General features: G+C 40.5%; 23 protein-coding genes. 7 read left to right on the top strand and 16 right to left on the bottom strand.

What is annotated here, in order from left to right; genetic code table 11:
- Positions 1-135 precede the first annotated feature (135 nt).
- Positions 136-2,634: a penicillin-binding protein 1A gene (locus HC728_RS03640; protein WP_026029395.1), complete on the top strand. Its 2,499-nt coding sequence runs from the start codon at positions 136-138 to the stop codon at positions 2,632-2,634.
- Positions 2,635-2,700: 66 nt separating this feature from the next.
- Here HC728_RS03640 and oxyR read toward each other — a convergent pair whose 3' ends face one another.
- Positions 2,701-3,600: a DNA-binding transcriptional regulator OxyR gene (oxyR, locus tag HC728_RS03635; protein WP_017019993.1), complete on the bottom strand. Its 900-nt coding sequence runs from the start codon at positions 3,598-3,600 to the stop codon at positions 2,701-2,703.
- A 179-nt stretch (positions 3,601-3,779) separates the two neighbouring features.
- Between oxyR and HC728_RS03630 the strand changes: the two genes are divergently transcribed.
- From HC728_RS03630 to HC728_RS03620, 3 genes are all read left to right on the top strand, one after another.
- Positions 3,780-4,508 (top strand): redoxin family protein, encoded by a 729-nt coding sequence (locus HC728_RS03630; RefSeq protein ID WP_011262707.1) that lies wholly within the window; start codon positions 3,780-3,782, stop codon positions 4,506-4,508.
- Between the two features lie 94 nt (positions 4,509-4,602).
- Positions 4,603-6,069 carry a dihydrolipoyl dehydrogenase gene (locus HC728_RS03625; protein ID WP_017019992.1) on the top strand — a complete coding sequence of 489 codons (1,467 nt, stop codon included), beginning with the start codon at positions 4,603-4,605 and terminating at the stop codon, positions 6,067-6,069.
- 103 nt (positions 6,070-6,172) lie between these two features.
- Positions 6,173-6,421: a DUF3624 domain-containing protein gene (locus HC728_RS03620; protein WP_054775330.1), complete on the top strand. Its 249-nt coding sequence runs from the start codon at positions 6,173-6,175 to the stop codon at positions 6,419-6,421.
- Positions 6,422-6,588: 167 nt separating this feature from the next.
- Here the strand turns inward: HC728_RS03620 and argH are convergent, their stop codons facing one another.
- The 4 genes from argH to argC all read right to left on the bottom strand — a co-directional run bounded on the left by argH (position 6,589) and on the right by argC (position 11,831).
- The gene (argH, locus tag HC728_RS03615; protein WP_005421119.1) at positions 6,589-8,463 is read right to left on the bottom strand and encodes an argininosuccinate lyase; all 1,875 of its coding nucleotides are present in this window, start codon (positions 8,461-8,463) and stop codon (positions 6,589-6,591) included.
- A gap of 297 nt (positions 8,464-8,760) precedes the next feature.
- Entirely contained in the window at positions 8,761-9,972 is a 1,212-nt protein-coding gene (locus tag HC728_RS03610) for an argininosuccinate synthase (protein ID WP_065641112.1), read from the bottom strand.
- A 56-nt stretch (positions 9,973-10,028) separates the two neighbouring features.
- Complete coding sequence (gene argB, locus HC728_RS03605; protein ID WP_081301989.1) at positions 10,029-10,811, bottom strand: acetylglutamate kinase; 783 nt, start codon at positions 10,809-10,811, stop codon at positions 10,029-10,031.
- 15 nt (positions 10,812-10,826) lie between these two features.
- Complete coding sequence (gene argC / locus HC728_RS03600) at positions 10,827-11,831, bottom strand: N-acetyl-gamma-glutamyl-phosphate reductase (protein WP_065641114.1); 1,005 nt, start codon at positions 11,829-11,831, stop codon at positions 10,827-10,829.
- 208 nt (positions 11,832-12,039) lie between these two features.
- Between argC and argE the strand changes: the two genes are divergently transcribed.
- Positions 12,040-13,176 (top strand): acetylornithine deacetylase, encoded by a 1,137-nt coding sequence (gene argE / locus HC728_RS03595; protein WP_005421127.1) that lies wholly within the window; start codon positions 12,040-12,042, stop codon positions 13,174-13,176.
- Positions 13,177-13,355: 179 nt separating this feature from the next.
- Positions 13,356-15,986 (top strand): phosphoenolpyruvate carboxylase, encoded by a 2,631-nt coding sequence (gene ppc, locus HC728_RS03590; RefSeq protein ID WP_005421129.1) that lies wholly within the window; start codon positions 13,356-13,358, stop codon positions 15,984-15,986.
- Positions 15,987-16,136: 150 nt separating this feature from the next.
- Here ppc and metF read toward each other — a convergent pair whose 3' ends face one another.
- The 8 genes from metF to nsrR all read right to left on the bottom strand — a co-directional run bounded on the left by metF (position 16,137) and on the right by nsrR (position 22,807).
- Positions 16,137-17,024, bottom strand: coding sequence for a methylenetetrahydrofolate reductase (metF, locus tag HC728_RS03585; protein ID WP_005421132.1), 888 nt, complete (start codon positions 17,022-17,024; stop codon positions 16,137-16,139).
- A 267-nt stretch (positions 17,025-17,291) separates the two neighbouring features.
- On the bottom strand, positions 17,292-17,741 hold the full coding sequence (rplI, locus tag HC728_RS03580) for a 50S ribosomal protein L9 (protein ID WP_005421134.1): 450 nt from the start codon (positions 17,739-17,741) through the stop codon (positions 17,292-17,294).
- A gap of 40 nt (positions 17,742-17,781) precedes the next feature.
- Positions 17,782-18,009 (bottom strand): 30S ribosomal protein S18, encoded by a 228-nt coding sequence (gene rpsR, locus HC728_RS03575; RefSeq protein WP_005421136.1) that lies wholly within the window; start codon positions 18,007-18,009, stop codon positions 17,782-17,784.
- A gap of 15 nt (positions 18,010-18,024) precedes the next feature.
- The gene (gene priB, locus HC728_RS03570; protein WP_065639854.1) at positions 18,025-18,327 is read right to left on the bottom strand and encodes a primosomal replication protein N; all 303 of its coding nucleotides are present in this window, start codon (positions 18,325-18,327) and stop codon (positions 18,025-18,027) included.
- An 8-nt stretch (positions 18,328-18,335) separates the two neighbouring features.
- Positions 18,336-18,716 (bottom strand): 30S ribosomal protein S6, encoded by a 381-nt coding sequence (rpsF, locus tag HC728_RS03565; protein ID WP_005421140.1) that lies wholly within the window; start codon positions 18,714-18,716, stop codon positions 18,336-18,338.
- 254 nt (positions 18,717-18,970) lie between these two features.
- Positions 18,971-19,714 carry a 23S rRNA (guanosine(2251)-2'-O)-methyltransferase RlmB gene (gene rlmB, locus HC728_RS03560; protein WP_005421141.1) on the bottom strand — a complete coding sequence of 248 codons (744 nt, stop codon included), beginning with the start codon at positions 19,712-19,714 and terminating at the stop codon, positions 18,971-18,973.
- A gap of 66 nt (positions 19,715-19,780) precedes the next feature.
- The gene (gene rnr, locus HC728_RS03555) at positions 19,781-22,288 is read right to left on the bottom strand and encodes a ribonuclease R (protein WP_190395126.1); all 2,508 of its coding nucleotides are present in this window, start codon (positions 22,286-22,288) and stop codon (positions 19,781-19,783) included.
- 93 nt (positions 22,289-22,381) lie between these two features.
- Positions 22,382-22,807, bottom strand: a complete 426-nt coding sequence (gene nsrR / locus HC728_RS03550) for a nitric oxide-sensing transcriptional repressor NsrR (protein ID WP_017019986.1) — start codon at positions 22,805-22,807, stop codon at positions 22,382-22,384.
- A gap of 106 nt (positions 22,808-22,913) precedes the next feature.
- On the opposite strand from nsrR, the gene hmpA reads away from it, so the two are divergent.
- The gene (gene hmpA, locus HC728_RS03545) at positions 22,914-24,098 is read left to right on the top strand and encodes an NO-inducible flavohemoprotein (RefSeq protein ID WP_065641117.1); all 1,185 of its coding nucleotides are present in this window, start codon (positions 22,914-22,916) and stop codon (positions 24,096-24,098) included.
- A 100-nt stretch (positions 24,099-24,198) separates the two neighbouring features.
- Here hmpA and HC728_RS03540 read toward each other — a convergent pair whose 3' ends face one another.
- The 3 genes from HC728_RS03540 to HC728_RS03530 form a co-directional block, all read right to left on the bottom strand.
- A complete protein-coding gene (locus HC728_RS03540; RefSeq protein WP_005421148.1) occupies positions 24,199-24,831 on the bottom strand; it encodes a tetratricopeptide repeat protein in 633 nt (210 codons plus the stop codon).
- A gap of 341 nt (positions 24,832-25,172) precedes the next feature.
- Positions 25,173-26,489 carry an adenylosuccinate synthase gene (locus HC728_RS03535; protein WP_005421150.1) on the bottom strand — a complete coding sequence of 439 codons (1,317 nt, stop codon included), beginning with the start codon at positions 26,487-26,489 and terminating at the stop codon, positions 25,173-25,175.
- Positions 26,490-26,666: 177 nt separating this feature from the next.
- The gene (locus HC728_RS03530) at positions 26,667-26,852 is read right to left on the bottom strand and encodes a DUF2065 domain-containing protein (protein WP_005421152.1); all 186 of its coding nucleotides are present in this window, start codon (positions 26,850-26,852) and stop codon (positions 26,667-26,669) included.
- Between the last annotated feature and the right edge of the window lie 93 nt (positions 26,853-26,945).

The following is a 26,945-nucleotide window of genomic DNA, read 5'->3' as shown; positions in this document are numbered from 1 at the left end:
GATTTAACTCCAAGTAATAAATAAATATCTCAAAATTAAGCGTTTATTTGCGTTATTTTTTGTTGTGTTATATTTATACTACTCAGTTATGGGTCAGAAACGATAATACAGATTAAAGTAAACGGGAAATATCAGGTGAAGTTCATAAAGGCACTACTAATAGTTACATTGGTTTGCATAATTCTTGGGGTCACAACAATTTTTGGTTTCTACCAATATGTGAAGCCAGAATTACCAGATGTGGCAACATTAAAAGATGTTCAACTGCAAACACCAATGCAGGTATATAGCCGCGATGGTAAGTTAATCGCACAATTTGGTGAAAAGCGCCGTATTCCATTGAAACTGGAAGAAATGCCGCCTCATCTACTTGAAGCCGTCATTGCCACTGAAGATAGCCGCTTTTATAGCCACTATGGTTTTGACCCAATCGGTATTACTCGTGCCGCCTTTGCGGTATTAGCTTCTGGCTCTGCAAAGCAAGGGGCAAGTACCATCACTCAACAACTTGCACGTAACTTCTTTTTATCTAATGAAAAGAAAATCATGCGTAAAGTTAAAGAGATCTTTATTGCCGTTCACATTGAGCAGCTATTAACAAAACAAGAGATCTTAGAGCTCTACCTAAATAAAATTTACTTAGGTTATCGTTCTTATGGTGTTGGTGCGGCCGCTCATGTTTACTTTGGAAAAGAAGTGAGCCAACTGACCTTAGGTGAAGTTGCTATTATCGCAGGTTTACCAAAAGCCCCATCAACAATGAACCCTATTTATTCTGTTGATCGTGCAACAACACGTCGTAATGTTGTTCTTGCTCGTATGCTTGATGAAGGCTACATAACAAAACAAGAATTTGATGATGCAAAGGCCGAGGTGGTTATTTCTAAATACCACGGTGCAGAAATCGAATTACAAGCACCCTATATTGCTGAAATTGCTCGTGCTTGGATGGTAAACAAATACGGTGAAGAAGCGGCTTATACTTCGGGTATGAACATCTACACAACCGTAGATTCAAAAATGCAAGCTGCTGCTAATAAAGCATCAATTGATAACCTATTAGCTTATGACGAGCGTCATGGTTACCGTGGTGCAGTTAAAACTGTATGGGAACCAAAAGCAACACCTCTTGATGAAGAAGCAATTACTAAGCACCTTAAAAACGAACCGTCATACGGTGAGTTAATGCCTGCTGTTGTTACTTCAATTAAAGGTAAAACAGCAACGGTTGATATTAAAAATAATGGCGTCGCAACTATTCCTTGGGATGGTCTAAAGTGGGCTCGTCGCTTTAAAACAGACAAGCGCCAAGGACCTGCACCACGTCGTGCTTCTGATATCTTAGCGGTTGGTGAACAAATTTATGTTCGTCCATTAAGCCAAGAGACAACAGACGATGTAACAACAACCGTATGGAAGCTAAGCCAAGTACCTGCAGCGAACACAGCATTTGTTGCTATGGACCCAAGAGATGGTGCAATTACTTCTTTGGTTGGTGGTTTTAACTTTGTTCATAACAAGTTTAACCGAGCAACTCAATCTGTTCGTCAGGTTGGTTCAAGTATCAAGCCATTTATTTATTCCGCGGCACTTTACCACGGTAAAACATTAGCTAGTTTAATTAACGATGCGCCAATTAATACATGGGATGAGAGTCAAGGTACAGCATGGAGACCGAAAAATTCACCACCAACTTATGTTGGCCCTGCTCGTTTACGTATTGGTTTAGCTCAATCTAAAAACGTAATGGCGGTTCGTGTTTTACGTGATGTTGGTTTAGATGAAACTATTGATTACCTAACACGTTTTGGCTTTAAGAAAGATGAACTTCCACGCTCTGAAACCATTGCTCTTGGTGCTGGTAGTTTAACACCAGTTCAAATGGCACAAGGCTTCGCAGTATTTGCTAACAATGGTTATTACGTAGAACCTTACTATATTGACCACATTACTGGTCCATTTGGTGATGAAGTTTACAAAGCAACACCAAAAACCATTTGCCAACGTGATTGTTCTCATCAAAATGATGAAGACTCACCTTATGCGAAAAAAGTAATTTCTGCACAAAATGCGTTCTTAACTAAACAAATGATGTACAGCAACATTTGGGGTGGCGGTAGTTGGCGTAAAGGTACAGGTTGGAATGGTACTGGCTGGCGTGCACAAGTATTAAAACGTCGTGATATTGGTGGTAAAACAGGTACAACTAATGACTCTGTTGATGCTTGGTATAACGGATATGGTCCAAACGTAGTAGCAACAGCATGGGTTGGTTTTGATAATCCATCACATCGATTAGGTTATACAACCAAAAACGACAACATGACCAAAGAAGAGATGTCTTTTGGTGGTGAAGCTGGTGGTAAAACGGCTATTTACGCTTGGGTTAATTTCATGAAGGTCGCATTAGAAGGTGTTCCTGAAGAAAAACAACAACTTCCTGCAAACATCATTAAAGTGAAGATAGATCGAGAAACAGGTCTACTAACCAACAAAAATGATGAAACCAGTATGTGGGAATATTTTGCTGGTGGAACTCAACCAACAGAATACGTAGAACAAGATTTCCAAGACACTATTTATTCATCACACGATGCAGATGGTGACGGAATGGAAGACGAAAGTCTGTTCTAATCCCTTAAAATCACTTTAATACAAAGGCACGCTAGATATGTAGCGTGCCTTTTTTATAAGCTTAATTTAGCTACGAATAACATTAGACATTTTATTCTCAATCTCTTTAGCCAGTGACTCATATCGAGCTCTTAGTGGTGAACCAGGGCGATAAGCTAAAACGATTTGACGATGAGGAACAGGATCTTGAGCAGGTAAATAACACACACCATCACGCTCTTTTTCTTTTGGTACTGACAAGTACGGCATTAACGTAATACCCCCGCCGGCAGCGACCATATTACGTAACGTTTCTAAACTGGTTGCTTTAAAATGATCATCATCTTTAGCCCCTGCAGCAAAACAAAAACCTAAGGCTTGATCTCGTAAACAATGCCCATCTCCTAACATAAGAACCGATTCACCACTCAAACGAGACATATCAATCGACACTTCTGTTGCCCATTTATGATCTTTAGGCACAGCAAGTACCATAGGCTCATCGTAAACAGGAACCTCGATAAACATATTAGTTTCTTCTACTGAAGCCAAAATCATGCAGTCAATTTTCCCCTCTTCTAGCATTTTCACTAATTGATGCGTCTGCGCTTCATGAAGGTATAAATTTAAATCTGGGAACTGTGCTTTCAATGTTGGAACAATCCATGGCAACACATAAGGCCCAACAGTAGGTATAAACCCTAAATGCAACGGGCCTGTCATTTCCTTACCTTGTTGATTGGCAAGTTCAGAAAAGCGTTTTACTTCAAGTAAGATCTTTTTCGCTTGCTCGACTAATTGCAACCCAGCCTCAGTGAACAAGACTTTGCGACTGGTTCTCTCTAATAAAGCCAAACCAACTTCATCTTCTAACTTCTTGATTTGTCCACTTAATGTCGGCTGACTAACAAAACAAGATTCTGCCGCTTTACGAAAGTGTTTATGCTCAGCAAGTGCGACCAAGTACTCAAAATCTCGGATATTCATGTATTAAACTCCCGTAAGCTTTACCACTTTATTATCAAATATTAATTGATAGATTTTAACGATTGAAACGATAACACCAAACGATTAGAGCTATCAAGGTAACTTTTGCATAATAGCTACATCAAACGGGCAGACCCCGAAAAAGAAATTCAAAATTATTTAAATTAAAGGACATTATTATGTTTACATCTAAAGAAGGTCAATCAGTTCCTCAAGTAACTTTCCCTACTCGTCAAGGTGATGCTTGGGTTAACGTAACAACAGAAGAACTATTTAAAGACAAAACAGTTATCGTATTCAGTCTTCCAGGTGCTTTTACACCAACATGTTCTTCAAGCCACCTACCTCGCTACAACGAGTTGCATTCTGTATTTAAAGAGAATGGCGTTGATGACATCCTATGTGTATCAGTAAACGATACTTTCGTAATGAACGCATGGAAAGCAGACCAAGAAGCAGAAAACATCACTTTCATCCCTGATGGTAATGGTGAATTCACAGACGGCATGGGTATGTTAGTTGAGAAAAACGACCTTGGTTTTGGTAAGCGTTCATGGCGTTACAGCATGCTAGTTAAAAATGGCGTAGTTGAAAAAATGTTCATCGAAGAAGACGTACCAGGCGACCCGTTCAAAGTATCTGATGCAGACACTATGCTGAACTACCTTGCTCCTGAACATAAAGAACAAGAGTCAATTACAGTATTCACAAAACCAGGTTGTCCTTTCTGTATGAAAGCGAAACAAAACCTAATCGACAAAGGCCTAAACTACGAAGAAGTGGTACTAGGTAAAGATGCAACCACAGTAAGTCTACGAGCTATCACTGGTCGCACTACAGTTCCTCAAGTATTCATCGGTGGTAAACACATCGGTGGTAGCGAAGAACTAGAAGCTTTCCTAGCTTAATCGTTAACGTAACCGTTAATGAAAAGTAGCCCACAAATCGTGGGCTACCATTTCAAACTCTTCTTCTAAAATAAATCTACGTGAGATATGAATTATGAAACAAGTCAATGTTGATGTAGCTGTTATCGGTGGCGGTACAGCAGGTTTAGGCTCTTACCGTGCAGCAAAAGCACATACTGACAGTGTTGTCATGATCGAAGGCGGCCCTTACGGTACCACTTGTGCTCGCGTTGGTTGTATGCCATCTAAGCTATTAATTGCTGCAGCAGAAAGCGTTCACCAAATTGAAAAAGCTCCTAAATTTGGTATCCACCCTCAAGGTGAAATCGTAATTAATGGCCGTGAAGTAATGGAACGCGTTAAGTTTGAGCGTGACCGTTTTGTTGGGTTTGTTTTAGAAGGCGTTGATGAAATTCCGGCTGAAGATAAAATCTCTGGCTACGCAAAATTTTTAGATGACAACACGCTTCAAGTTGATGATCACACCATCATTAATGCAAAACGTATTGTTATCGCTACTGGTTCTCGTCCTGCTTATCCAGCAGTTTGGAATGAACTGGGTGATCGTTTAATCATTAATGATGACGTATTTAACTGGGATGACCTTCCAAAATCCGTTGCGGTATTTGGCCCTGGTGTTATTGGTCTTGAACTTGGTCAAGCTCTTCACCGTTTAGGTGTTGAAACCAAACTGTTTGGCTTAGGTGGTCAAGTAGGTCCTGTTACTGACCCAGAAGTAATGGCGTATGCAAACAAAGCGTTCAATGAAGAGTTTTATCTTGATGCAGACGTAAAAGTTGAAAGCATGAAGCGTATTACCACCGAATCAGGTGAAGATCGCGTTGAAATTCAATTCATCAACAAACAAGGTGAGCTAGAAACTAATATTGTTGAATATGTATTAGCAGCAACGGGCCGTCGTCCAAATACCGATAAACTGGGCTTAGAAAATACATCAATTGAATTAGATGAACGTGGTGTACCAACAGCAGATTTCTATACCCTACAAACATCACTACCAACGGTATTTATTGCTGGTGATGCAAGTAACCAATTGCCGTTATTACACGAAGCCGCAGACCAAGCGCGTATTGCTGGTGATAATGCAGGTCGCTTCCCTGAGATCCGTGCAGGTCTTCGCCGCTCAAAAATCTCAGCGGTATTCTCTGACCCACAGATTGCCATGGTTGGTGAAACGTATAAAGAAATCACAACACGCTTAGGTACTTGTGGCTGTTTTGCAACAGGTGAAGTCTCTTTTGAAAACCAAGGCCGCTCACGAGTGATGTTACGCAATAAAGGCATTCTTCATGTATACGGTGAGCAAGGGACAGGTCGTTTCCTTGGTGCTGAAATGATGGGACCAAACGCAGAACACTTAGCTCACTTGTTAGCTTGGGCACACCAAAACAAGATGACAGTGTCAGAAATGCTAGATATGCCTTTCTATCACCCAGTAATCGAAGAAGGTGTTCGTACTGCTCTTCGTGATTTAAATGCGAAATTACATTTAGGTCCTGAAATGATCAAACACTGCATGGATTGTGGTCCGGGCTGTTAATCAGATTAAAAAGTCACAAAAAATAAAAAGACCAATGTTTGCGCATTGGTCTTTTTGCATTTAAAGTTCTCTCCACTTGCTTATCAATCAAAGAACTCAATACATGACATGTAAAACTTGTCGCTCAGACATTTTCAAACAAAAACTAGGTCGCTGTACGCGTTGTATGAAACAACTGACATTTCTTTCTATTGGCGGATGGTTGACTTGGTTGGAGTTCTTTCAAATGACGCCATATAAAATAGAAGCAATCGCCACATTTATGGTGAGCTCAGCCTTTACTGGCTTACTTGTTTTACATCTTATCGCTATGGCTTATTACCGCTTGAATAATACCAATCACAGTAAGTAAGCAGATAAAATAAAGCCCCAATACCATATAAGCATTGGGGCCTCTTAGAATCTTTCTAAGAAAAAGCAGTATTAATAAGACTAATACTTAATTAAAAAGTTCACCACTTTTTCTTTTTTATTCCGCTTATTTAGTTAACTCAATCGCATAAATATTTGCAATACGAACTAAGCTACACTGCTTTTAATGATCACTTGCTCTTGTAGATTCACTTCTAGTGCTACCTCATCACACGCATGTTGACGTGGGCATTGATCACAATCTTTCAGCACCTTTTCTGGCAACAATGAACGAGAGGTAGGAATAAAGTCTTGTTTCATAAAGAACTCTGGAACACGAGTTAATACAAAGACTTTCTTAATCGCCATCTCACGTGCTTTTTCAACTAAATGCTGAACAATGGCTTTACCTTGACCTTGACTCTGCCACCCAGCTTCAACACCTAATGAACGAATTTCTGCAAGACCTGAGTCATACACATACAAAGAGGCACAGCCTGTGACTTCTCCGTGATGCTCTGCCACAGCAAATGAACCAATATCACGGACTAATTCATTACGATTACGTGGTAAGTTTTCACCCAACCCAGCCCAGTAAGCAACCATACCTTCCAGTGCATCTAGATCAGTTAAACGAGCTGGACGAACCTTCACACCTGCATTATCACGCTCTTGTAGACGTTTACCTGCTTGCTCAACGGCATATGCAACTTGCTCAGGCGCAACGCCACCTAATGCACAACGTTTTGCAAGACAAGATTCAATGGTGAGGATTTCATACACATCATTTTCAATCACCTCAGAGAACGCTTTCAGTTCAGCAAGAGAAAGTTCTTCTAATGCACAACCTTTTTCAATCGCACCGACAACGGCAACACCAACAATATGGTGAGCTTCACGGAATGGAATGCCTTTCGCTACCAAGTAATCAGCCAGTTCTGTTGAGTTTGCATACCCTTGTTTTGCTGCTTCAAGCGTACGTTCACCATTAATCTTGATTCCTTCAAAACACAACGCAGCCATTTCAATACAATCAGACCAGCTATCCAGTGCATCAAATAAGCCTTCTTTATCTTCTTGCATGTCTTTATTGTAAGCCAATGGCAATGCTTTTACTGTCATCATCATGCCAGCCATTGCACCATATACACGTCCACACTTACCACGGATTAACTCCAGTGCATCTGGGTTTTTCTTCTGTGGCATAAGTGAAGAGCCTGACGTCACTGTATCAGCCAATTCGATGAAATTAGATTCACCTGAATTGTAGAAAATCATGTCTTCAGCAAGACGAGAAAGGTGCAACATTGAAATGGAAGCGATCGACATGAGTTCCATGACATGATCACGATCCGATACCGAGTCCAAACTATTACGTGTTGCACGTTGGAATCCAAGGTTACGAGCTAGCTTTTCACGATCCATAGGGTAAGCGGTACCAGCAAGAGCCCCTGAACCTAACGGACAAGTATCCAAACGAGTAATGGCATCTTCAAGACGAGAATAATCACGCTCAATCATCTCAACATAAGCTAAACACCAATGAGCAAAAGTCACTGGCTGCGCACGTTGTAAGTGCGTATAACCAGGAAGAACTGTCGCTTGATGCTCACTTGCCACATTCACTAATTGATTAAGTAATTGATCAAGCGTACGTAACAATTGATGCCCTTGTTGACGACACCAAAGTTTTAAATCAGTTGCTACTTGGTCATTACGAGAGCGGCCAGTATGGAGCTTTTTACCTAAGTCACCGACTTTACCAATCAATTGAGTTTCTACCCAACTGTGAATATCTTCAGCATCAGACAATAAGATCTGTTCAGGATCTTCCATTACTTCTAATTTTAATTCATTCAGTGCTAATTCAAGCTTTTGCTGCTCAAGTTCGGTAATAACACCTACTGAAAGCAATGCTTTAGACCATGCAATCGAACCAACAATATCTTGTTCTGCAAGGCGGTAATCAATACGAAGTGAATCGTTAAACTGTTTGAATCTGGTGTCTGCTGCTTGACTAAAACGTCCGCCCCATAATGCCATGCTGTCTCTCCTAAATGCACAATGCTCACTGCTTTTGTTCTGATTAAATTCAGTATTTTTCTTGATGGTTTTAACTTACGGTAATTACAGATAAAAATAAAGAAAAAATTCACTATTTTTACATATTTATTCAGGTTAATTTTATTCAACTTAGATTACATTAATCAATATAATTGGATATTGGCTTGGTATTCACCGTTATATACAAAAAATCGAAGCCCGTTTATATAAAACGAGCTTCGACATAGTGTAAAACAAATTGTTTAAATGTTGTTCTTAATAAACAACACGCATTACTTATTTGCTATTTAGCGCACGAATACGACTTGATAGTGAGTAAAGACGAATAAAGCCTTCGGCATGACTTTGGTCATACACTTCATCAGCACCAAAAGTAGCAAATTCTTCTGAATATAAACTGTTATCAGAACGCTTTTGAATTACCGTCGCATGACCTTTATACAACTTAATAACGACCTCACCATTCACGTCTTTTGCTAGCTCTTCTGATGCCGCTAAGATAGATTTACATAACGGTGTAAACCAACGACCATCATAAACAAGGTGAGAAGCTTTAATGCCTAGCTCTTCACGGAACTCAAATGACGTTTTATCTAAAACAAGTTGCTCAACTGCACGCAGCGCTTCATTAATGATCGTGCCCCCTGGAGTTTCATAACAGCCACGAGACTTCATTCCTACCAAACGGTTTTCAACGATATCAATACGACCAACACCGTGTTTTGCCCCTTTCTCATTTAAGCATACAACCACTTCATAAGGCGTCATCGATTTACCATCAACCGCAACAACTGCACCCTTTTCTACTTTTAATGAAATCGTTTCTGCTTCATTTGGTGCTTGCTCAGGATCAACAGTCCATGCCCAACAATCGTCATTTGGTGCATTCCATGTTTCTTCTAAAACCCCACCTTCCGTTGAGATATGCCATGCATTAGCATCACGAGAGTAGATCTTAGTAAGAGAAGCGGTACAAGGGATATTACGCTCAGCCAAATAATCTAAACACTCTTCGCGGCTCACAAGATCCCACTCACGCCATGGAGCAATAACATGAAGATCTGGAGCTAGTGCAGCAAACGCACCTTCAAAACGAATCTGGTCATTACCTTTACCAGTACAACCATGACAAAGCGCATCTGCACCCACATTACGAGCCACTTCAACTTGTGCTTTAGCAATGATAGGACGTGCCATTGACGTTCCTAGTAAATATTTACCTTCATACAACGCGCCTGTTTTTAGCGTTGGGAAAATATACTCAGAAACCATTTCTTCTTTTAAATCAGCGATGTAACACTCAGTCGCCCCCGATGCAATTGCCTTCGCTTCAATACCTTCAAGTTCTTCTTCGCCTTGACCAACATCCGCAACAAAAGCAATCACTTCACAGTTATAATTCTCTTTTAACCATGGGATGATCACAGAGGTATCTAAGCCACCAGAGTATGCGACAACAACCTTGTTTACTTCTACTTTCTTACTCATTCTATTCTCCTTGAACCGCACAACTCGCGGCGACTATATTCTTAAAATTACATTGCCTATTGAGGCTGAAATTGTGTGCCAATGCTGTTTCCAATAAACAACTCAGCTAATTTTTCTGGTGAGCGCCATGAAGCCACTTCTATTGCTCGCCCTAATTCTTGAGCAGCATCCAACGCTGCACGAACTTTAACTATCATGCCATCGGTAATAACAGCTTGGTGAATTAACATTTCAGCTTGCGCTGAGTCCAAACTCTTAATCAGCTGTTTTTCGGCATCTAGCACTCCGGGAACGTCTGACAATAGAACCAAATCAGCATCCAATGCTGTCGCTACTGCAACCGCAGCTTGATCAGCATTTACATTCATTAATTCACCATCATTCGTAATACCGATAGAGCTAATAATGGGCGTTACTTGAGTTGCTAAAATCGCCTCTAATACTTTTGCATCACCAACCGTTGCTAAGCCTACATTACCTAATTCAGGGTTTAATTGAGTGATCTGACACAAACCACCATCAGCCAGACTTAAGCCAATTGCCTTAACGTTATTTTTCATGGCTTGGCCCTGTAGCATTTTATTTGCCGTTCCAGCCAACGCACCTGTGATATAACCAATCTGATCTTTTGGAGTAACTCGTAACCCCTCTTTTTTTATTGTTTCTAATTGAAGCTTTGCCATAAGCTCATCAACAAGATAGCCACCACCATGAACAATAATAAGAGAACGCTTGGCTTGCTGTTGATAATTTGAAATTGTTTTAAATAACAGCGTGAGCGTATCGATTGAAGACAATACTGCTCCACCAAGCTTTATAACCAATGGACGTTGATTCATATTTATTATTCTTCCTTAAATCAATGCAGTTAATACCGGAAAACCAAAACGAATATTAATGCATTGCATTGCTTGACTTGATGCACCTTTCAACAAGTTATCAATGGCAGAAACAACGATTAAATGCTCTCCTTGCACTTTCCATCCAATATCGCAAAAAGGGGTTTTCTCGACGGATTGTATTTTTGGCATTTCATTACCTAATAAACGCACCGCTGGCGTTTGGGTATAAGCCGTTTCAAACGCCTCTTGGATTTCTTTTTCTGTCACGCCTTGCGCTAATTTAGTCGTGATCGTCGCTAAAATTCCACGCTTAAAATTACCTAAATGAGGAGTGAAAATTACATCACAACCTAAATGAGCTGCAATTTCGGGTTGGTGGCGATGATTGAACACTCCATAAGGTTGTAAGCTCACTTCACAGAAAGAGCTGGTTAAACTTGCCTTACGTCCAGCTCCTGTTACCCCGCTAGTTGCATTTATAACAGGCCATTGATTCTTATCTAATAATTCAGATTTAACTAACGGTTTTAGTGCTAATTGTGACGCAGTCGGATAACAGCCAGGAACAGCAACCAATTGTGCTTTCGCTATAGCTTCAGCATTCCACTCAGCTAAACCATAAACGGCTTTATCTAACCACGCTTCATATTGATGCTCAAAACCATAGAACTCACTGTAAAAGCCTTCTTTTTTCACACGAAAAGCGCCAGATAAATCGAATACTACGCAGCCATTTTCTAAAAATGTTGCTGCTAAGTTATGACTGACTTCATGGGCAGTTGCTAGCAAAATAACATCACACTCTTTAGCAACTTGGTTCACATTAACTAATGGTTGCAATGCTTCATCAACAATTCCTTTTAATGAACCATGCAATTCACTGATCGCTTTTCCTTTATCTAAACTGTTTTCTGAAACATATAAACCCGATAAAGAAAGATGTGGATGCTTAAATACCATCAGAGCTAATTCAGCTCCTGTGTATCCACTCGCTCCTATAATGGCTGTTTTCAACATAATTAGTCCCTGCTATCTCTTAAATCTTATTGAAGGGAAAAGCCATTCAGGGTAACGTGAGTGTTGCCCATATTGAAGGTATCCTTTCCTTCTCTCAATTTAGTTATTCACTCAAACTCAACTAAATTGTATTTTTATTCACTTAATGTGATTTAATATGTGTTTTACAGAATTCTCTCTTTTGTGTCAACAGTGGATGTATGAATAAATGAAATTTCCGGAATTTAAAGATTATTATCAACAACTCATTTCAACCTCTTCAATAAGCTCAACCGACTCAAGTTGGGATGAAGGCAATGCAGAAGTCATAAATAAACTTGCACAATGGTGCGAAGATCTTGGATGTGAAGTTGAGATTGAAGAAATTGAAAAGGGTAAACTCAATCTATTAGCAAAATTAGGATCTGGTGAAGGTGGGTTATTATTAGCGGGTCATACCGATACGGTTCCATACGATGAAGGACGTTGGAATTATGAACCACACGCATTAACTGAAGCTAACGATCGATTTTATGGATTAGGTACCGCAGACATGAAAGGTTTCTTTGCTTTTATTCTAGAAGCCATTAAAAACATTAATTGGAAAGATCAGTCTAAACCTCTCTATATTCTGGCGACTTGTGATGAAGAAACCACCATGCTTGGTGCTCGTCACTTTGCATCAAATACTAAAATTCAACCCGATTATTGCATCATCGGTGAGCCAACCAGCCTAAAACCGATCCGTGGACATAAAGGACATGTAGCTAATGCCATTCGAGTAACGGGTAAATCGGGACACTCTTCAGATCCCGCTCATGGTGTAAATGCCTTAGAGATCATGAATGAGATCATGTTCGCACTCATGACATTAAAAAATAAATTAGTTAAGGAATACCATAATCCTGGTTTCTCTATTCCTTACCCGACACTTAACCTTGGTCATATCCATGGTGGGGACAGCCCAAACCGTATTTGTGGCTGTTGTGAGCTACATTATGATGTTCGTCCACTGCCGGGGATCAGCTTAGATGGTCTTGATAATATGCTTCGAGATGCTCTAAAAGAGGTTGAAGCAAAATGGCCCGGACGTATTGATATTACCCCACTTCATGAGCCAATTCCTGGTTATGAATGCAGCGCCGATAGTCCGATAGTAACGAGTACTGCTGACATTTGTGGGCAAGATGTAGAAACCGTGAACTACTGTACTGAAGCGCCTTTTTTACAAGATCTTTGTCCTACATTAGTACTTGGCCCCGGTTCTATTGAACAAGCTCATCAACCTGATGAGTATCTGGCTTTTTCTTTTATAGACCCAACCATCAGTGTATTAAGTAAATTAATGTACAAACACTGCTTTTAAGCTGAAATAAATTTACAAAACTCGTCAATATGAAAAGTAAGGTTCGATGATCTACGGCAAATTAGCGTTCAAAAAACCAACAAATATTCACCAATATTTGACGAGTAGCCTTAAATTCGGATAGATTGAAGGCAGTAAAAAATCAGGATGTAACAAAATTACAAGTATAGGAAGTATGTATGAATGAAAAGTACGCTGCTTTAAAAAGCAATGTCAGCATGTTGGGTCACCTGCTTGGTAACACGATTCGAGACGCACATGGTGAAGAGCTATTAGCAAAAGTTGAAACCATTCGTAAGCTGTCTAAAACAGCGCGCGCAGGAAGCGACGAAGACCGCAATGCACTGATTGAAGAAATTAAAAGCCTTCCAGACGATCAACTGACACCTGTTGCTCGAGCATTCAGCCAATTTCTAAACCTTACCAATATGGCAGAACAATATCATACTATCTCACGCCATTGTGAAGCACATGTATGTGAACCTGATGCTATTAGTACCTTATTCTCAAAACTAAGCCAAAGTAACGTAAGTAAGCTAGATACTGCACAAGCCGTTCGTGAATTAAATATCGAATTAGTTCTTACTGCACACCCTACTGAAATCGCACGTCGCACCATGATCAACAAGTTGGTTAAAATCAACGAATGTTTATCAAAGCTTGAGCTTGGTGATATCTCTTTTTCAGAACGAGATAAAACAGAACGTCGTCTAGAGCAACTGATTGCTCAAGCATGGCACTCAGACGTTATTCGTCAAGAACGTCCAACGCCATTAGATGAAGCTAAATGGGGCTTTGCTGTTGTTGAAAACTCTCTATGGCAAGGTATTCCAGAGTTTTTGCGTGAATTCGACCAACGCCTAGAAGGCCACTTAGGTGAAGGACTTCCAATCGATGCGCGTCCAGTTCACATGTCATCTTGGATGGGTGGAGACCGTGATGGTAACCCATTTGTAACGCACAAAATTACTCGTGAAGTGATGCTCCTTTCTCGTTGGAAAGCAGCCGATCTTTACTTAAAAGACATTAATGAGCTAATCAGCGAACTTTCAATGGTCAAATGTACTGATGAAGTTCGTGAATTAGCAGGCGATCAGCACGAACCTTATCGTGCCATTCTAAAACAACTACGTACATTACTAGGCGATACTCTTGAAAGCCTAGATGCACAAATGAAGGGTGAGCTAGTACCAAATAAAGCTATCCTGACTGATGCTGACCAACTTTGGAACCCTCTATACGCATGTTACCAATCACTGCATGCTTGTGGTATGGGGATCATCGCTGATGGTTCATTACTGGATACATTACGTCGAGTAAAAGCATTTGGTGCTCACTTAGTTCGTTTGGATATCCGCCAAGAAAGTACCCGTCACTCGGATGTATTGTCTGAACTGACTCGTTACTTAGGCATTGGTGATTATGACCAATGGAGCGAACAAGATAAAATTTCATTCCTTGTTAATGAGCTAAGCTCAAAACGTCCTCTTCTTCCACGCAAATGGGAACCGTCTCCAGAAGTTCAAGAAGTTATTGATACTTGTAGAGTAGTTGCAGAACAATCTAAAGAAGCATTAGGCTCTTATGTCATTTCAATGGCTCGTACGGCATCTGACGTACTGGCTGTTCATCTGTTACTTCAAGAAGCAGGTTGTCCATTCCGTATGGATGTATGCCCATTATTCGAAACTTTAGACGATTTAAATCGCTCTAAAGAAGTAATGGAACAACTATTCTCTATTGATTGGTATCGTGGATTTATCCAAAACCATCAAATGGTGATGATCGGTTATTCTGATTCAGCTAAAGATGCAGGTGTAATGTCTGCTGGTTGGGCTCAGTACAGTGCAATGGAAGCGCTTGTTGAAGTCTGTGAGAAAGAAAGCATCGAACTGACACTTTTCCATGGTCGTGGCGGTACTATCGGTCGTGGCGGTGCACCAGCGCACGCTGCACTCTTATCTCAACCACCTAAGAGCTTAAAAGGTGGCCTACGAGTAACAGAGCAAGGTGAGATGATCCGATTCAAACTGGGTCTTCCTGAAGTAGCAGTAAACAGCTTTAACTTGTATGCAAGTGCAATTCTTGAAGCGAACCTTCTTCCACCACCAGAACCGAAACAAGAATGGCGCGACCTAATGGAAGTGCTATCAGAAGTATCGTGTGAAGCTTACCGTAACGTCGTTCGTGGCGAAAAAGACTTTGTACCTTACTTCCGTGCAGCAACACCAGAATTAGAGCTAGGTAAACTTCCTCTCGGTTCTCGTCCTGCAAAACGTAACCCAAATGGTGGCGTTGAAAGTTTACGAGCTATCCCATGGATTTTCTCATGGAGTCAAAACCGCCTAGTGCTTCCTGCATGGTTAGGAGCAGGTGAAGCGATTCAATATTCAATTGATAAGGGCCACCAAGAACTATTGGAAGAGATGTGTCGTGAATGGCCATTCTTCTCAACACGCCTTGGTATGCTGGAGATGGTTTATACTAAGTGTAACCCTCAAATGTCAGAATACTACGATCAACGCTTAACCGATAAGTCACTATGGCCATTAGGCGAGCGTCTGCGTAATCAACTACAAACTGATATCAAAGCGGTACTAAACGTAGAAAACAATGATCACTTAATGGAGCGTGACCCATGGGGCTCTGAATCCATTCGTTTACGCAATATCTATGTTGACCCATTGAACATGCTGCAAGCAGAGCTTCTGTTCCGTACTCGTCAACAAGAAGAGACGTCACCAGAGCTTGAAGAAGCACTTATGGTAACTATAGCGGGTATTGCAGCGGGTATGCGTAACACAGGTTAACTTATCGCAGATAAAAAGAATCCTTCCTAATTTAAGGTCACTTCGGTGGCCTTTTTTATTTTAGTTTTCTCTTTGCTTCTCAAGACTTCAACATCAGAAATAAAAAAAGCCGCTACCGTGAGCGACTTTTATTATAAGTAATAATAAATGTTATTTTGGACGAACACCTAATGTATGACACAGTGCGTAAGTATGCTCGGCACGGTTAAGCGTATAGAAATGGAAATCTTTCACTCCTTCACGACTCAAAATACGAGTCATATCAATCGCATGACTTGCTCCAACCATTTGACGAGTCACAGGATCATCATCTAACCCTTCAAACTGTTGTGCCATCCAACCTGGAATTTTCACATTATTCATTTTGGCAAAACGAGAAGCTTGCTTAAAGTTCGATACTGGTAGGATTCCTGGAATAATTTCCACATCAATACCAGCAGAAACGCAGCGATCACGAAAACGTAAATAGCTCTCTACATCAAAAAAGAACTGAGTAATCGCACGGCTTGCACCTGCATCCACTTTACGTTTCAAGTTAAGTAAATCAGCTTGAGCACTCTTCGCTTCTGGGTGTACTTCAGGGAAAGCGGCAACAGAAATATCAAAATCATGTTGGGACTTAAGTAACTCTACTAAATCTGAAGCATACATCTCAGGAGCTCCACCACCCGGAGGAATATCACCACGTAAAGCAACGATATCTTTAATACCATTTGCCCAATAATCATTAGCAATATCAATTAGCTCTGAGCGACTCGCATCAATACACGTTAGATGGGGAGCGGCAATTAAACCAGTTTGCTCTTTAATTTCTTTAATAATTGAGTGGGTGCGATCACGTTCACCAGAGTTTGCACCATAAGTTACTGATACAAATTTAGGTTTTAGTGTTTTCAAGCGGTGAATAGAATTCCATAGTGTTTCTTCCATCTTCTCTGAACTTGGCGGAAAAAACTCAAAAGATACGTTGATATTGCCGTCTAATTCAGCAATATTTTGATTCAGTGACTCTAAGTGGCTTGCGTGTGAATATGCCATGTCTTGCTCTCCCTGCCGTAGTATCAAAAGGTAATACTACAAAATCTCATCATCCATGATGACATCATTTAGACGTCTATATGTCTACAGAATGTATGCAATAGAGTTCAAAGTCAAGGTTCTGATTATGAATTTTTCTCAAGTTGTAATTGAGCTTTTTTCAAGATAGAAAAATAAGATGAGGAAATAGAAAGGTAGTTTGATGTATTTAAAGATAAAAAAACGCTAGCACAAGGCTAGCGTTTTAAATCATAAGTTGGCTATTGATTACTCAGCAGCAACAACTTCTAATTTCAATGTAGCAAATACTTCAGAGTGAAGTTGGATGCTAACTTCGAAAGAACCAGTTGTACGTAGAGCGCCTTCAGGAAGACGAACTTCGCTTTTCGCGATTTCAACGCCAGCAGCTGTAGCAGCTTCAGCGATGTCACGAGTACCGATTGAACCGAATAGTTTACCTTCGTCACCAGATTTTGATGCGATTGTAACTTCTAGAGCGTTAACTTTCTCAGCGCGAGCTTCAGCAGCAGCTAGTTGCTTAGCAACGTTAGCTTCTAGTTCAGCACGACGAGTTTCAAACATCTCTACGTTAGCTTTAGTTGCCATAACAGCCTTACCTTGTGGGATAAGGAAGTTACGTGCGTAACCAGCTTTAACGTTAACTTGGTCGCCAAGGCTACCTAGGTTACCGATTTTATCAAGTAGAATAACTTGCATTATCTTAGTCCTCTATAAACTTAATTAAACAACTAACGACTTACAGATGCTTATCTGTGTACGGTAGAAGTGCAAGGTAACGAGAACGCTTGATAGCGCGAGCTAGCTGACGTTGGTATTTAGCACGAGTACCAGTGATACGGCTAGGTACGATTTTACCAGCTTCAGTGATGTAGTTTTTTAGAGTTGCTACGTCTTTGTAGTCAATCTCTTGTACGCCTTCTGCAGTAAAACGGCAGAATTTACGACGACGGAAGAAACGAGCCATGGGCTATCTCCAGATCTAAATTAGTTTAATATGCTCAGCATGTAACACTACTCTCGACACACCATTTCGGCCTGTCTGGTATGTGATAAAACCACCTACCGTAACGTTACTGCCTTGAGCTAAATTTGCAGTTAAAGCTTGTGACCCTTGTCCACTCACTACCACGTTCATTCTGCAATAGACTTGTCGTGATAAGTCAGCTTCCTGTTTAATCGAACGATGCTCAATGACAAAATGACAATGAGGTATGCCCGCAGGACTTAGACTTCGAACCGGAGCCTTTGCGATAATACCGCTTAACTCCAATCGATTGGTCATCAAATCAATTACTCAGCAGCAGCTTCTTCAGCGCGTGGTGCAGCGTCTTCACGCTTAGCAGAACGCTCTTCTTTAGCTTTCATCATTACTGATGGCTCAGTGATCGCAGCTTTTGTACGCATGATCATGTTACGTAGAACAGCATCGTTGTAACGGAATGCAGTTTCTAGTTCATCAATAACAGCTTGCTCAGACTCAACGTTCATAAGAACGTAGTGTGCTTTGTGCAGCTTGTTGATTGGGTAAGCCATTTGACGACGACCCCAATCTTCTAGACGGTGGATAGTACCGCCAGCTTCAGTGATTGAACCAGTGTAACGCTCGATCATGCCAGCAACTTGCTCGCTTTGATCAGGATGCACCATGAATACGATTTCATAATGACGCATTGGTTGCTCCTTACGGATTATTCAGCTTCCACGAACGGCTCGGTCATCCAAGGGAAGCAAGGAACTAAAAAAAAGACCGAGAATTAAGGACGGCAGATAGTATATAAAAACAGCGCTAGTAGCAAGAAAAAGATACTTAAATCACAAAAATATTTTCGTCTTTACCAAGAAAAAAAGAGAATGAAAAAACATCCTCTTTTTTGAGCTTATTTCATAATGCTAATCAGGTAATTAGCATCTAAATGCCTACTTATTTAGCCTTGTAGCGCTCGTTGACGTACTGCTTCAAATAAACAGATACCAGACGCTACAGAAACATTTAAACTTGATACAGAGCCAGCCATTGGGATTTTAATTAAGTCATCACACGTTTCACGTGTTAAGCGACGCATGCCATCCCCTTCAGCACCCATAACTATTGCTAAAGGACCAGTTAATTTAGACTGGAATACATCATGAGTTGCCTCACCAGCAGTCCCAACAAACCATACGCCCTTTTCTTGTAACGCACGCATTGTACGAGCTAGGTTAGTTACACGTACTAAAGGAACCGTTTCAGCCGCACCACATGCAACTTTACTTACGGTTGCTGTCATTGATGCAGATTTGTCTTTTGGTACGATAACCGCAGCAACACCTGCCGCATCAGCATTACGTAAACATGCACCTAGATTGTGCGGATCAGTCACACCATCAAGAACAAGCAATAATGGATTTTCTGTTTGAGACACGATATCGTCTAAATCATGTTCATTCAGTTGCTTAGCTGGCGTTACACGAGCAATAATTCCTTGGTGATTTGCACCTTTCGCTTTGTCATCCAACGTTTTACGTGGCAGTTCTTGAATCTTAAAACCCAACTGCGTTAATTCATTCAAGATTGGTAATAAGCGATCGTCTTGACGACCTTTTAATACAAATACTTCAATAAAACGGGCAGGATCACGCTCTAGTACTGCTTTGGCTGCGTGGATACCAAAAATATAATCATTACTCATGCTGTCGCTTCTTTTCTTTACTTATTTGTTTATCTAAATGGGGCTATAACCGCCCCATTATCGAAATTACTTATTTGCCTTTGGCTTTCTTGCTTTAACTTTTTTCTTGTGCTTCGGCTTTTTCTTAGCTTTCACACCTTCTGTTGAGCCGTCAGGGCGTTTTGTTGGTTCAACCATCGCTTGCGCTTTTGATTTTACCTTACCTTTTTTACCCTTAGATTTTCGTTCGCCAAGTTGACCTAAACCTTTAGGTTCAGACTTATCACCTTTTTTCTTTGGCTTGAAATTAGGATCACGACGTGGCTCTTTTGCACCACGTTTTTTCGCATTTTCTTTTGCTGTTTTACCATGTCCACGAGCTTTACGCATTGAGCTAGTGCACTCGAAATCGATATTACGATCATCAAGGTTTACCGCAACAACTTTAACCGTAACTTGATCGCCAAGACGGAAAACTTGACCAGAACTTTCACCAGTCAAACGCTGCCCTGCAGGATCAAACTGGTAGTAGTCATTAGCTAGTGATGAAATATGAACTAAACCATCAATATGAAGATCGTTTAATCGAACAAAGAAACCAAAGCCTGTGACATTAGCAATCACACCTTCAAGCTCTTCACCGATATGATCTTGCATGTATTCACATTTCAGCCAATCAGATACATCACGTGTTGCATCATCAGCACGACGCTCTGTCATTGAACATTGCTCACCAAATACATCCATATCATCGAATGAATAATGGTAACCACCTGTTGGTGTCCAACGATCGTTATTCTGACCTTTTTCTTTTGCAATAAGATACTTAATTGCACGGTGCAGCAATAAGTCTGGGTAACGACGAATTGGTGACGTAAAGTGTGCGTAACGTTTCAATGCCAAACCAAAGTGCCCAGCATTATCTGCGTTATATACCGCCTGCTTCATTGAGCGTAGCAGCATAGTTTGAATCAATTCTTTGTCTGGGCGTTCAGCAATCACATGCACCAATTGACCGTAATCCGTTGGTGATGGTGTTAATCCACCAGATAGGCTTAAACCTAGCTCCCCTAAGAAGTCACGGAACCCTTGAAGGCGTTCTTCTCCTGGAGATTCATGCACACGATACAAAGCTGGCTCTTTGGCTTTTTCAACAAAAGTAGCCGATGCAATGTTAGCTAAAATCATACACTCTTCGATGATCTTATGTGCATCATTACGTATCACAGGCTCAATACTGTCAATCTTACGATCCGCATTGAAGATAAATTTAGTTTCAATGGTTTCAAACTCAATCGCACCACGTGCTTCACGTGCTGTTTTTAGCACTTGATACATGTTGTGAAGCTCTTTTAAGTGTGGAACTAAAGGCTCATAACGCTGTGTTAGCTCTTCATCACCATCAAGAATGTCACTTACTTTATTGTAAGTAAGGCGAGCATGTGAATTCATCACCGCTTCATAATGCTTGTAACCAGAAAGCTTACCTGATGCAGAGATAGTCATCTCACACACCATACATAAACGGTCGACTTGTGGGTTCAATGAACATAGTCCATTAGACAGAACCTCTGGCAACATTGGGACCACTTGAGCAGGGAAGTAAACCGAGTTACCACGTTGAATCGCTTCTTTATCTAATGCGTTATCAGGGCGAACATAATAACTTACATCAGCAATCGCCACCCATAAGCGCCAGCCACCAGAAGCTTTAGCTTGACAGAATACAGCATCATCAAAATCTCGTGCATCTTCACCATCAATAGTAACCAATGGTAATTCACGTAAATCAACACGACCTTCTTTTGCTTCTTCTGGTACTTCTTCACCTAGCCCTTCAACTTGTTTCTCAACCGCTGTTGGCCATACGTGTGGAATATTATGAGTACGAAGTGCAATATCAATTTCCATTCCTGGTGCCATATTTTCACCAAGAACTTCTGTAATTTTACCTGTCATACCTCGAGCACGGCTACCACGATCAGTGATATCCATAACAACAACGTTACCCATTCGGGCACCCATTTTGTGCTCTTTAGGAATGAAGATATCTTGGCTAATACGAGAATCATCAGGAACAACGAATCCCATGCCATCTTCAATAAAGAATCGACCAACAATGCCTTCGTTACGAGGCTCTAATACACGAACCACTCGGCCTTCTTTTCGGCCTCGTTTATCCGTTCCTGTTGGTTGTACTAATACCACATCACCATGAATCACTTTCTTCATTTGGTGGAAAGGAAGCAGTACATCGTTATCTTTACCTAGGCTACCTTCTGGACGGATCCAACCGAAACCATCACGGTGCCCTAATACCACACCTTTTAACATTTCGATGCGTTCTGGCAATGCATAACATTGACGACGAGTGAATACTAACTGGCCATCACGCTCCATTGCACGTAAACGACGACGTAAACCTTCATAGCTATCTTCACCAGATAAACCTAGGGCTTCGAATAAGTCATTACGATTTAACGGTGCATCGGCTTTTTCAAAAAATTCCAGAATAAATTCACGACTTGGAATTGGATTCTCGTATTTTTCAGCTTCTCGATCTTGAAAAGGATCGTTTTGAATAATCTTAGACATAGGCTGACCTGCTTAGTCGGAGAGACAAGAAATATAGTTATATTGTACCTGAGTATGCCTATAACAGATAGGAAAGGATCTGGAATTCAAGTCTTAAATTCGCTTCAAAAGAATGAGTAATTCACTGTTATCAGTAAGCATGTCTTGAATCGTATGTTTATCAAGCTCATCTAAAAACGCTTGCTTTGCTTTCGCTAATACACCTTTTAAACGACATGCCGGTGTAATATGGCAAAACTCAGGAGCACAGTTAACCACTTGTAATGGTTCAATTGCTCGAATGACGTCACCAATAATAATTTGATCCGCAGGTTTTCCTAAACAGATCCCACCATTTTTACCTCGAACGGTTTTGACATACCCTTCTTGGCCCAACTTGTTAATTATTTTCACCATATGATTACGCGATACATCAAAAGTTTCAGTAACCACTGTAATGCTGGTCAACTCACCTTCTGGTAATGACGCTAAATAAATCAAGGCTCTCAAGCCAAAATCAGTGAAATTTGTTAATTGCATATCCTCTCCTTCTCTTTTTTCATTGTAATTCTTCTCTTGACTAAAAGATATATTTTAGATACAACTTATAACATACATTATAAATACACCTTTAAAGGTAAACAATATGCTCAACAAAAATACCATTGATATCGTTAAATCAACAATTCCATTACTTGCAGAAACTGGCCCTGCTTTAACTGCGCATTTTTACGATCGCATGTTTACACATAATCCTGAGTTAAAAGATATTTTTAACATGAGTAATCAACGCAATGGCGACCAACGAGAAGCATTATTTAATGCTATTTGCGCTTACGCGGTGAATATTGAAAATCTTGAAGTGCTATTACCAGCGGTTGAAAAAATTGCCCATAAACATACAAGTTTTATGATCACTGCAGAACAATACAGTATTGTTGGTGGTCATTTACTTGCCACTATTGATGAAATGCTTTCTCCTGGACAAGAAGTATTAGATGCTTGGGGTGAAGCTTATGGCGTTCTCGCAAATGTCTTTATTCAACGTGAAGAACAAATTTACCAAGAGAATGATAACCAAGAAGGCGGCTGGCGTGGTCTACGTGAATTTGAGCTTATTGCAAAAGAAAAAGAAAGTGAACTAATCACAAGTTTTACCTTTACCCCAACAGATGATCGACCTGTTTCTCACTTTAAGCCAGGTCAATACTTAGGTATTTACTTAACTTCTGAAGAATTTGAAAATCAAGAAATTCGTCAATACAGTTTATCTTCAGCTCCACAAGAAAAAACATACCGTATATCAGTAAAACGAGAAGATGGCGGTAAAGCATCAAACTATCTGCATAATCAATTGAATATTGGAGATAAAGTAAATCTTGCCGCCCCTGCTGGTGACTTTTTCTTAGATGTTGAAGCATCAACACCAGTAACTCTTATTTCTGCTGGTGTTGGGTTAACACCTACTCTTTCTATGCTTGAGACATTAACAGAGCATAACGCAAGCGTGAACTGGTTACATGCGACAGAAAATGGCACTCAACATGCCTTCAGAGAACATGTAAATACGTTAGCAGAAGCACATTCACATATCTCAACTTACACTTGGTATAACCAACCACAAGAAATAGATAAATTAGCTCAGCATTTTAACTTCTCAGGTTTTATGAATTTATCCGAAGTTAAAAATGAAATTATTACAGATAATGGCCACTACTATTTCTGTGGACCAGTTGGCTTTATGCAACACGTCGCAAAACAATTAGTTGAGCTAGGCGTTTCCGAAGACCGTATTCATTACGAATGCTTTGGGCCACATAAAGTGCTTTAATTTTCCTAAAGTAAAAATGCAAAAACGCCCAATGACATTATCATTGGGCGTTTTTCGAGTTGATGAAACTCAATCGACTAAAATGAATCTTCTTTCAGGTTTACCAGAAAGTGTCGCGACGCTTAGCTCTGGCTATCACATTGCCAGGCATACGCATTTCTAATCCATTTCTTAAATTAGCAATTCGCTTATGTTTGCGTCCATCAGCAGTAACAGAATTATACAACCAACGGTACGCATCTTCGTAATCTAATGGACTACCATAATCACTAAGTAGCAACTCAGCTAAATGAATGCGTGCATTAATGTTTCCCATACCAGCAGCTTCACGCAAGTATGGAATTGCTCGTTCTCTATCCTGCTGAACTAATGTGCCTTTGGCATAATAACGGCCAATTTGCTCTAACGCAGCTGGTAAGCCTTGTCTCGCAGCATTTTCCATATAATACAAGCCAAGTTCAACATCACGATCAACACACACTCCCCATGCAAGCATATCTCCGTAAAGAAACTCGTAAGCAGGTGAATCGATTTTAGTCGCTCGCGCAACGATATCTTGAACTAACTGACAATTATCAACGTTCTTCACCTGATTTAAGTGTGAATTAGTATCAAACAGTCGAAATAATTGGTTTTCGGTATAAATTGGGATCGGCTCTCCGATCTCTTCGCTAGCTGCATACGTTGGTGCAAATGCCACCAAACATGCTGCTACGAGGTGTCGTAATTTCATAATTCATCAACTCTTTATAACTGTATTTATTATATCGACGTTGGCGGCAACATCTTTAGACAAAATTTGCCCTAAGTGGCAATTTTTTGCCCACTAGATATAAGTTATTGATTCAACGATATTTGAGTATTTGATGGGGGAAGAGATAGGGGTTAGGGGTTAGGGGTTAGGGGTTAGGGGTTAGGGGTTAGGGGTTAGGGGCTAGGGGCTAGGGGCTAGGGGCTAGGGACTAGGGACTAGGGACTAGGGACTAGGGACTAGGGACTAGGGACTAGGGACTAGAATATCAGACATAAAAAAACCAGCTACATGAGCTGGTTTTTCTTTCATTCACTAAGCAATTAAGCTTGGAATGGGTGTACTTTGATGATTGTCTCGTTACGGTCAGGACCTGTAGAGATGATATCAATTGGCACGCCTGTTAGATCTTCAATACGCTTGATGTAGTTTAGAGCAGCTTGTGGAAGCTCTTCTAATGTTTTCGCACCAAATGTGTTTTCTGACCAGCCTGGCATTGTTTCGTATACTGGAGTTGCTTCTTCAAATGCTTCAGCAGCCATTGGAGAAACTTCTAGTAAAGAACCATCTTTCATCTGGTAACCAGTACAGATTTTTAGTTCTTCTAGACCATCTAATACGTCTAGTTTAGTTAGACACATACCAGATAGTGAGTTGATTTGGATTGCACGACGCATCGCAACAGCATCAAACCAACCAGTACGACGTAGACGACCAGTTGTTGCGCCAAACTCGTGGCCAACAGTACCTAGGTGTTTACCAATTGGATCTTGCTTCTCTAAACCATCGTATAACTCTGTAGGGAATGGACCTGAACCTACACGAGTACAGTATGCTTTAGTAATACCTAGGATGTAACCTAAGTGACGAGGACCAAAACCAGAACCTGCAGCAACGCCACCAGCGGTAGTATTAGAAGATGTTACGTAAGGGTAAGTACCGTGGTCGATATCTAGAAGAGTACCTTGAGCACCTTCAAACATGATCTTGTCGCCGCGCTTACGTGCTGCATCAAGAGTATCAGTAACATCGATAACCATTGAAGTTAGTAGATCAGCATAGCTCATTGCTTGCTCAAGTACTTCTTCGTAGCTTACTGGTTCAACTTTGTAGTAGTTAACTAATGCAAAGTTATGGAATTCCATTACTTCTTTTAGTTTTTCTGCGAAAGCAACTTTATCGAATAGATCGCCAACACGTAGACCACGACGAGATACTTTATCTTCGTACGCTGGACCGATACCACGACCTGTTGTACCAATTGCTTTGTTACCACGTGCGATTTCACGCGCTTGGTCTAGCGCAACGTGATAAGGAAGAATTAGAGGACAAGCTTCAGAAATGAATAGGCGTTCACGAACTGGAATACCACGCGCTTCAAGTGGCGCCATTTCTTTTAGTAAAGCATCAGGTGAAAGCACTACGCCATTACCGATAATGCATTCAACATTATCACGTAAAATACCTGATGGAATTAAGTGTAGAACGGTTTTTTCACCGTCGATAACTAGAGTGTGGCCTGCATTGTGCCCGCCTTGATAGCGAACTACATACTTTGCATCTTCAGTTAAAAGGTCTACGATTTTACCTTTACCTTCGTCACCCCATTGGGTGCCCAGAACGACAACGTTATTTCCCATCTTTCCAAGTCTGCTTGTTAGTTAAAAATGGATTCTAGCATTGATAGAAAAATCTTTCAGTTATTTTTAACCGAAATCTCACTTTCACTATAAAGCGCTATTAATATTCCATTATTTATTATTTCTTTTTCTAATAAAATCAGAAATTAGTCTGCGATTTTATATTTAAACAAAAAATCAAAGCATCACACTACAAATAACAAGCCCTGCGACCACTAAACATCCACCAATTCGACGGAGCGTATTATCCGGCTGCTCACTCAATTGAGCGACCATATTACGCCAACCATTAGGGGCAATTAATGGTCCCAAACCCTCAACAATTAATACCATACCAATCGCTAACCAAATTGCGTTACTCATTGCCAGTCCTTAATTCGATTCAATTTCTATACGCTAAATACAAAACAAGGCCCCGAAGGACCTTGTTATTTTATACGTTAATTAAACAAATGA

It is taken from the genome of Aliivibrio sp. S10_S31, assembly GCF_014694495.1.
In the GTDB taxonomy this organism is placed as follows: Bacteria; Pseudomonadota; Gammaproteobacteria; order Enterobacterales; family Vibrionaceae; genus Aliivibrio; species Aliivibrio fischeri.
This window is presented reverse-complemented; position numbering and strand designations above follow the sequence as displayed.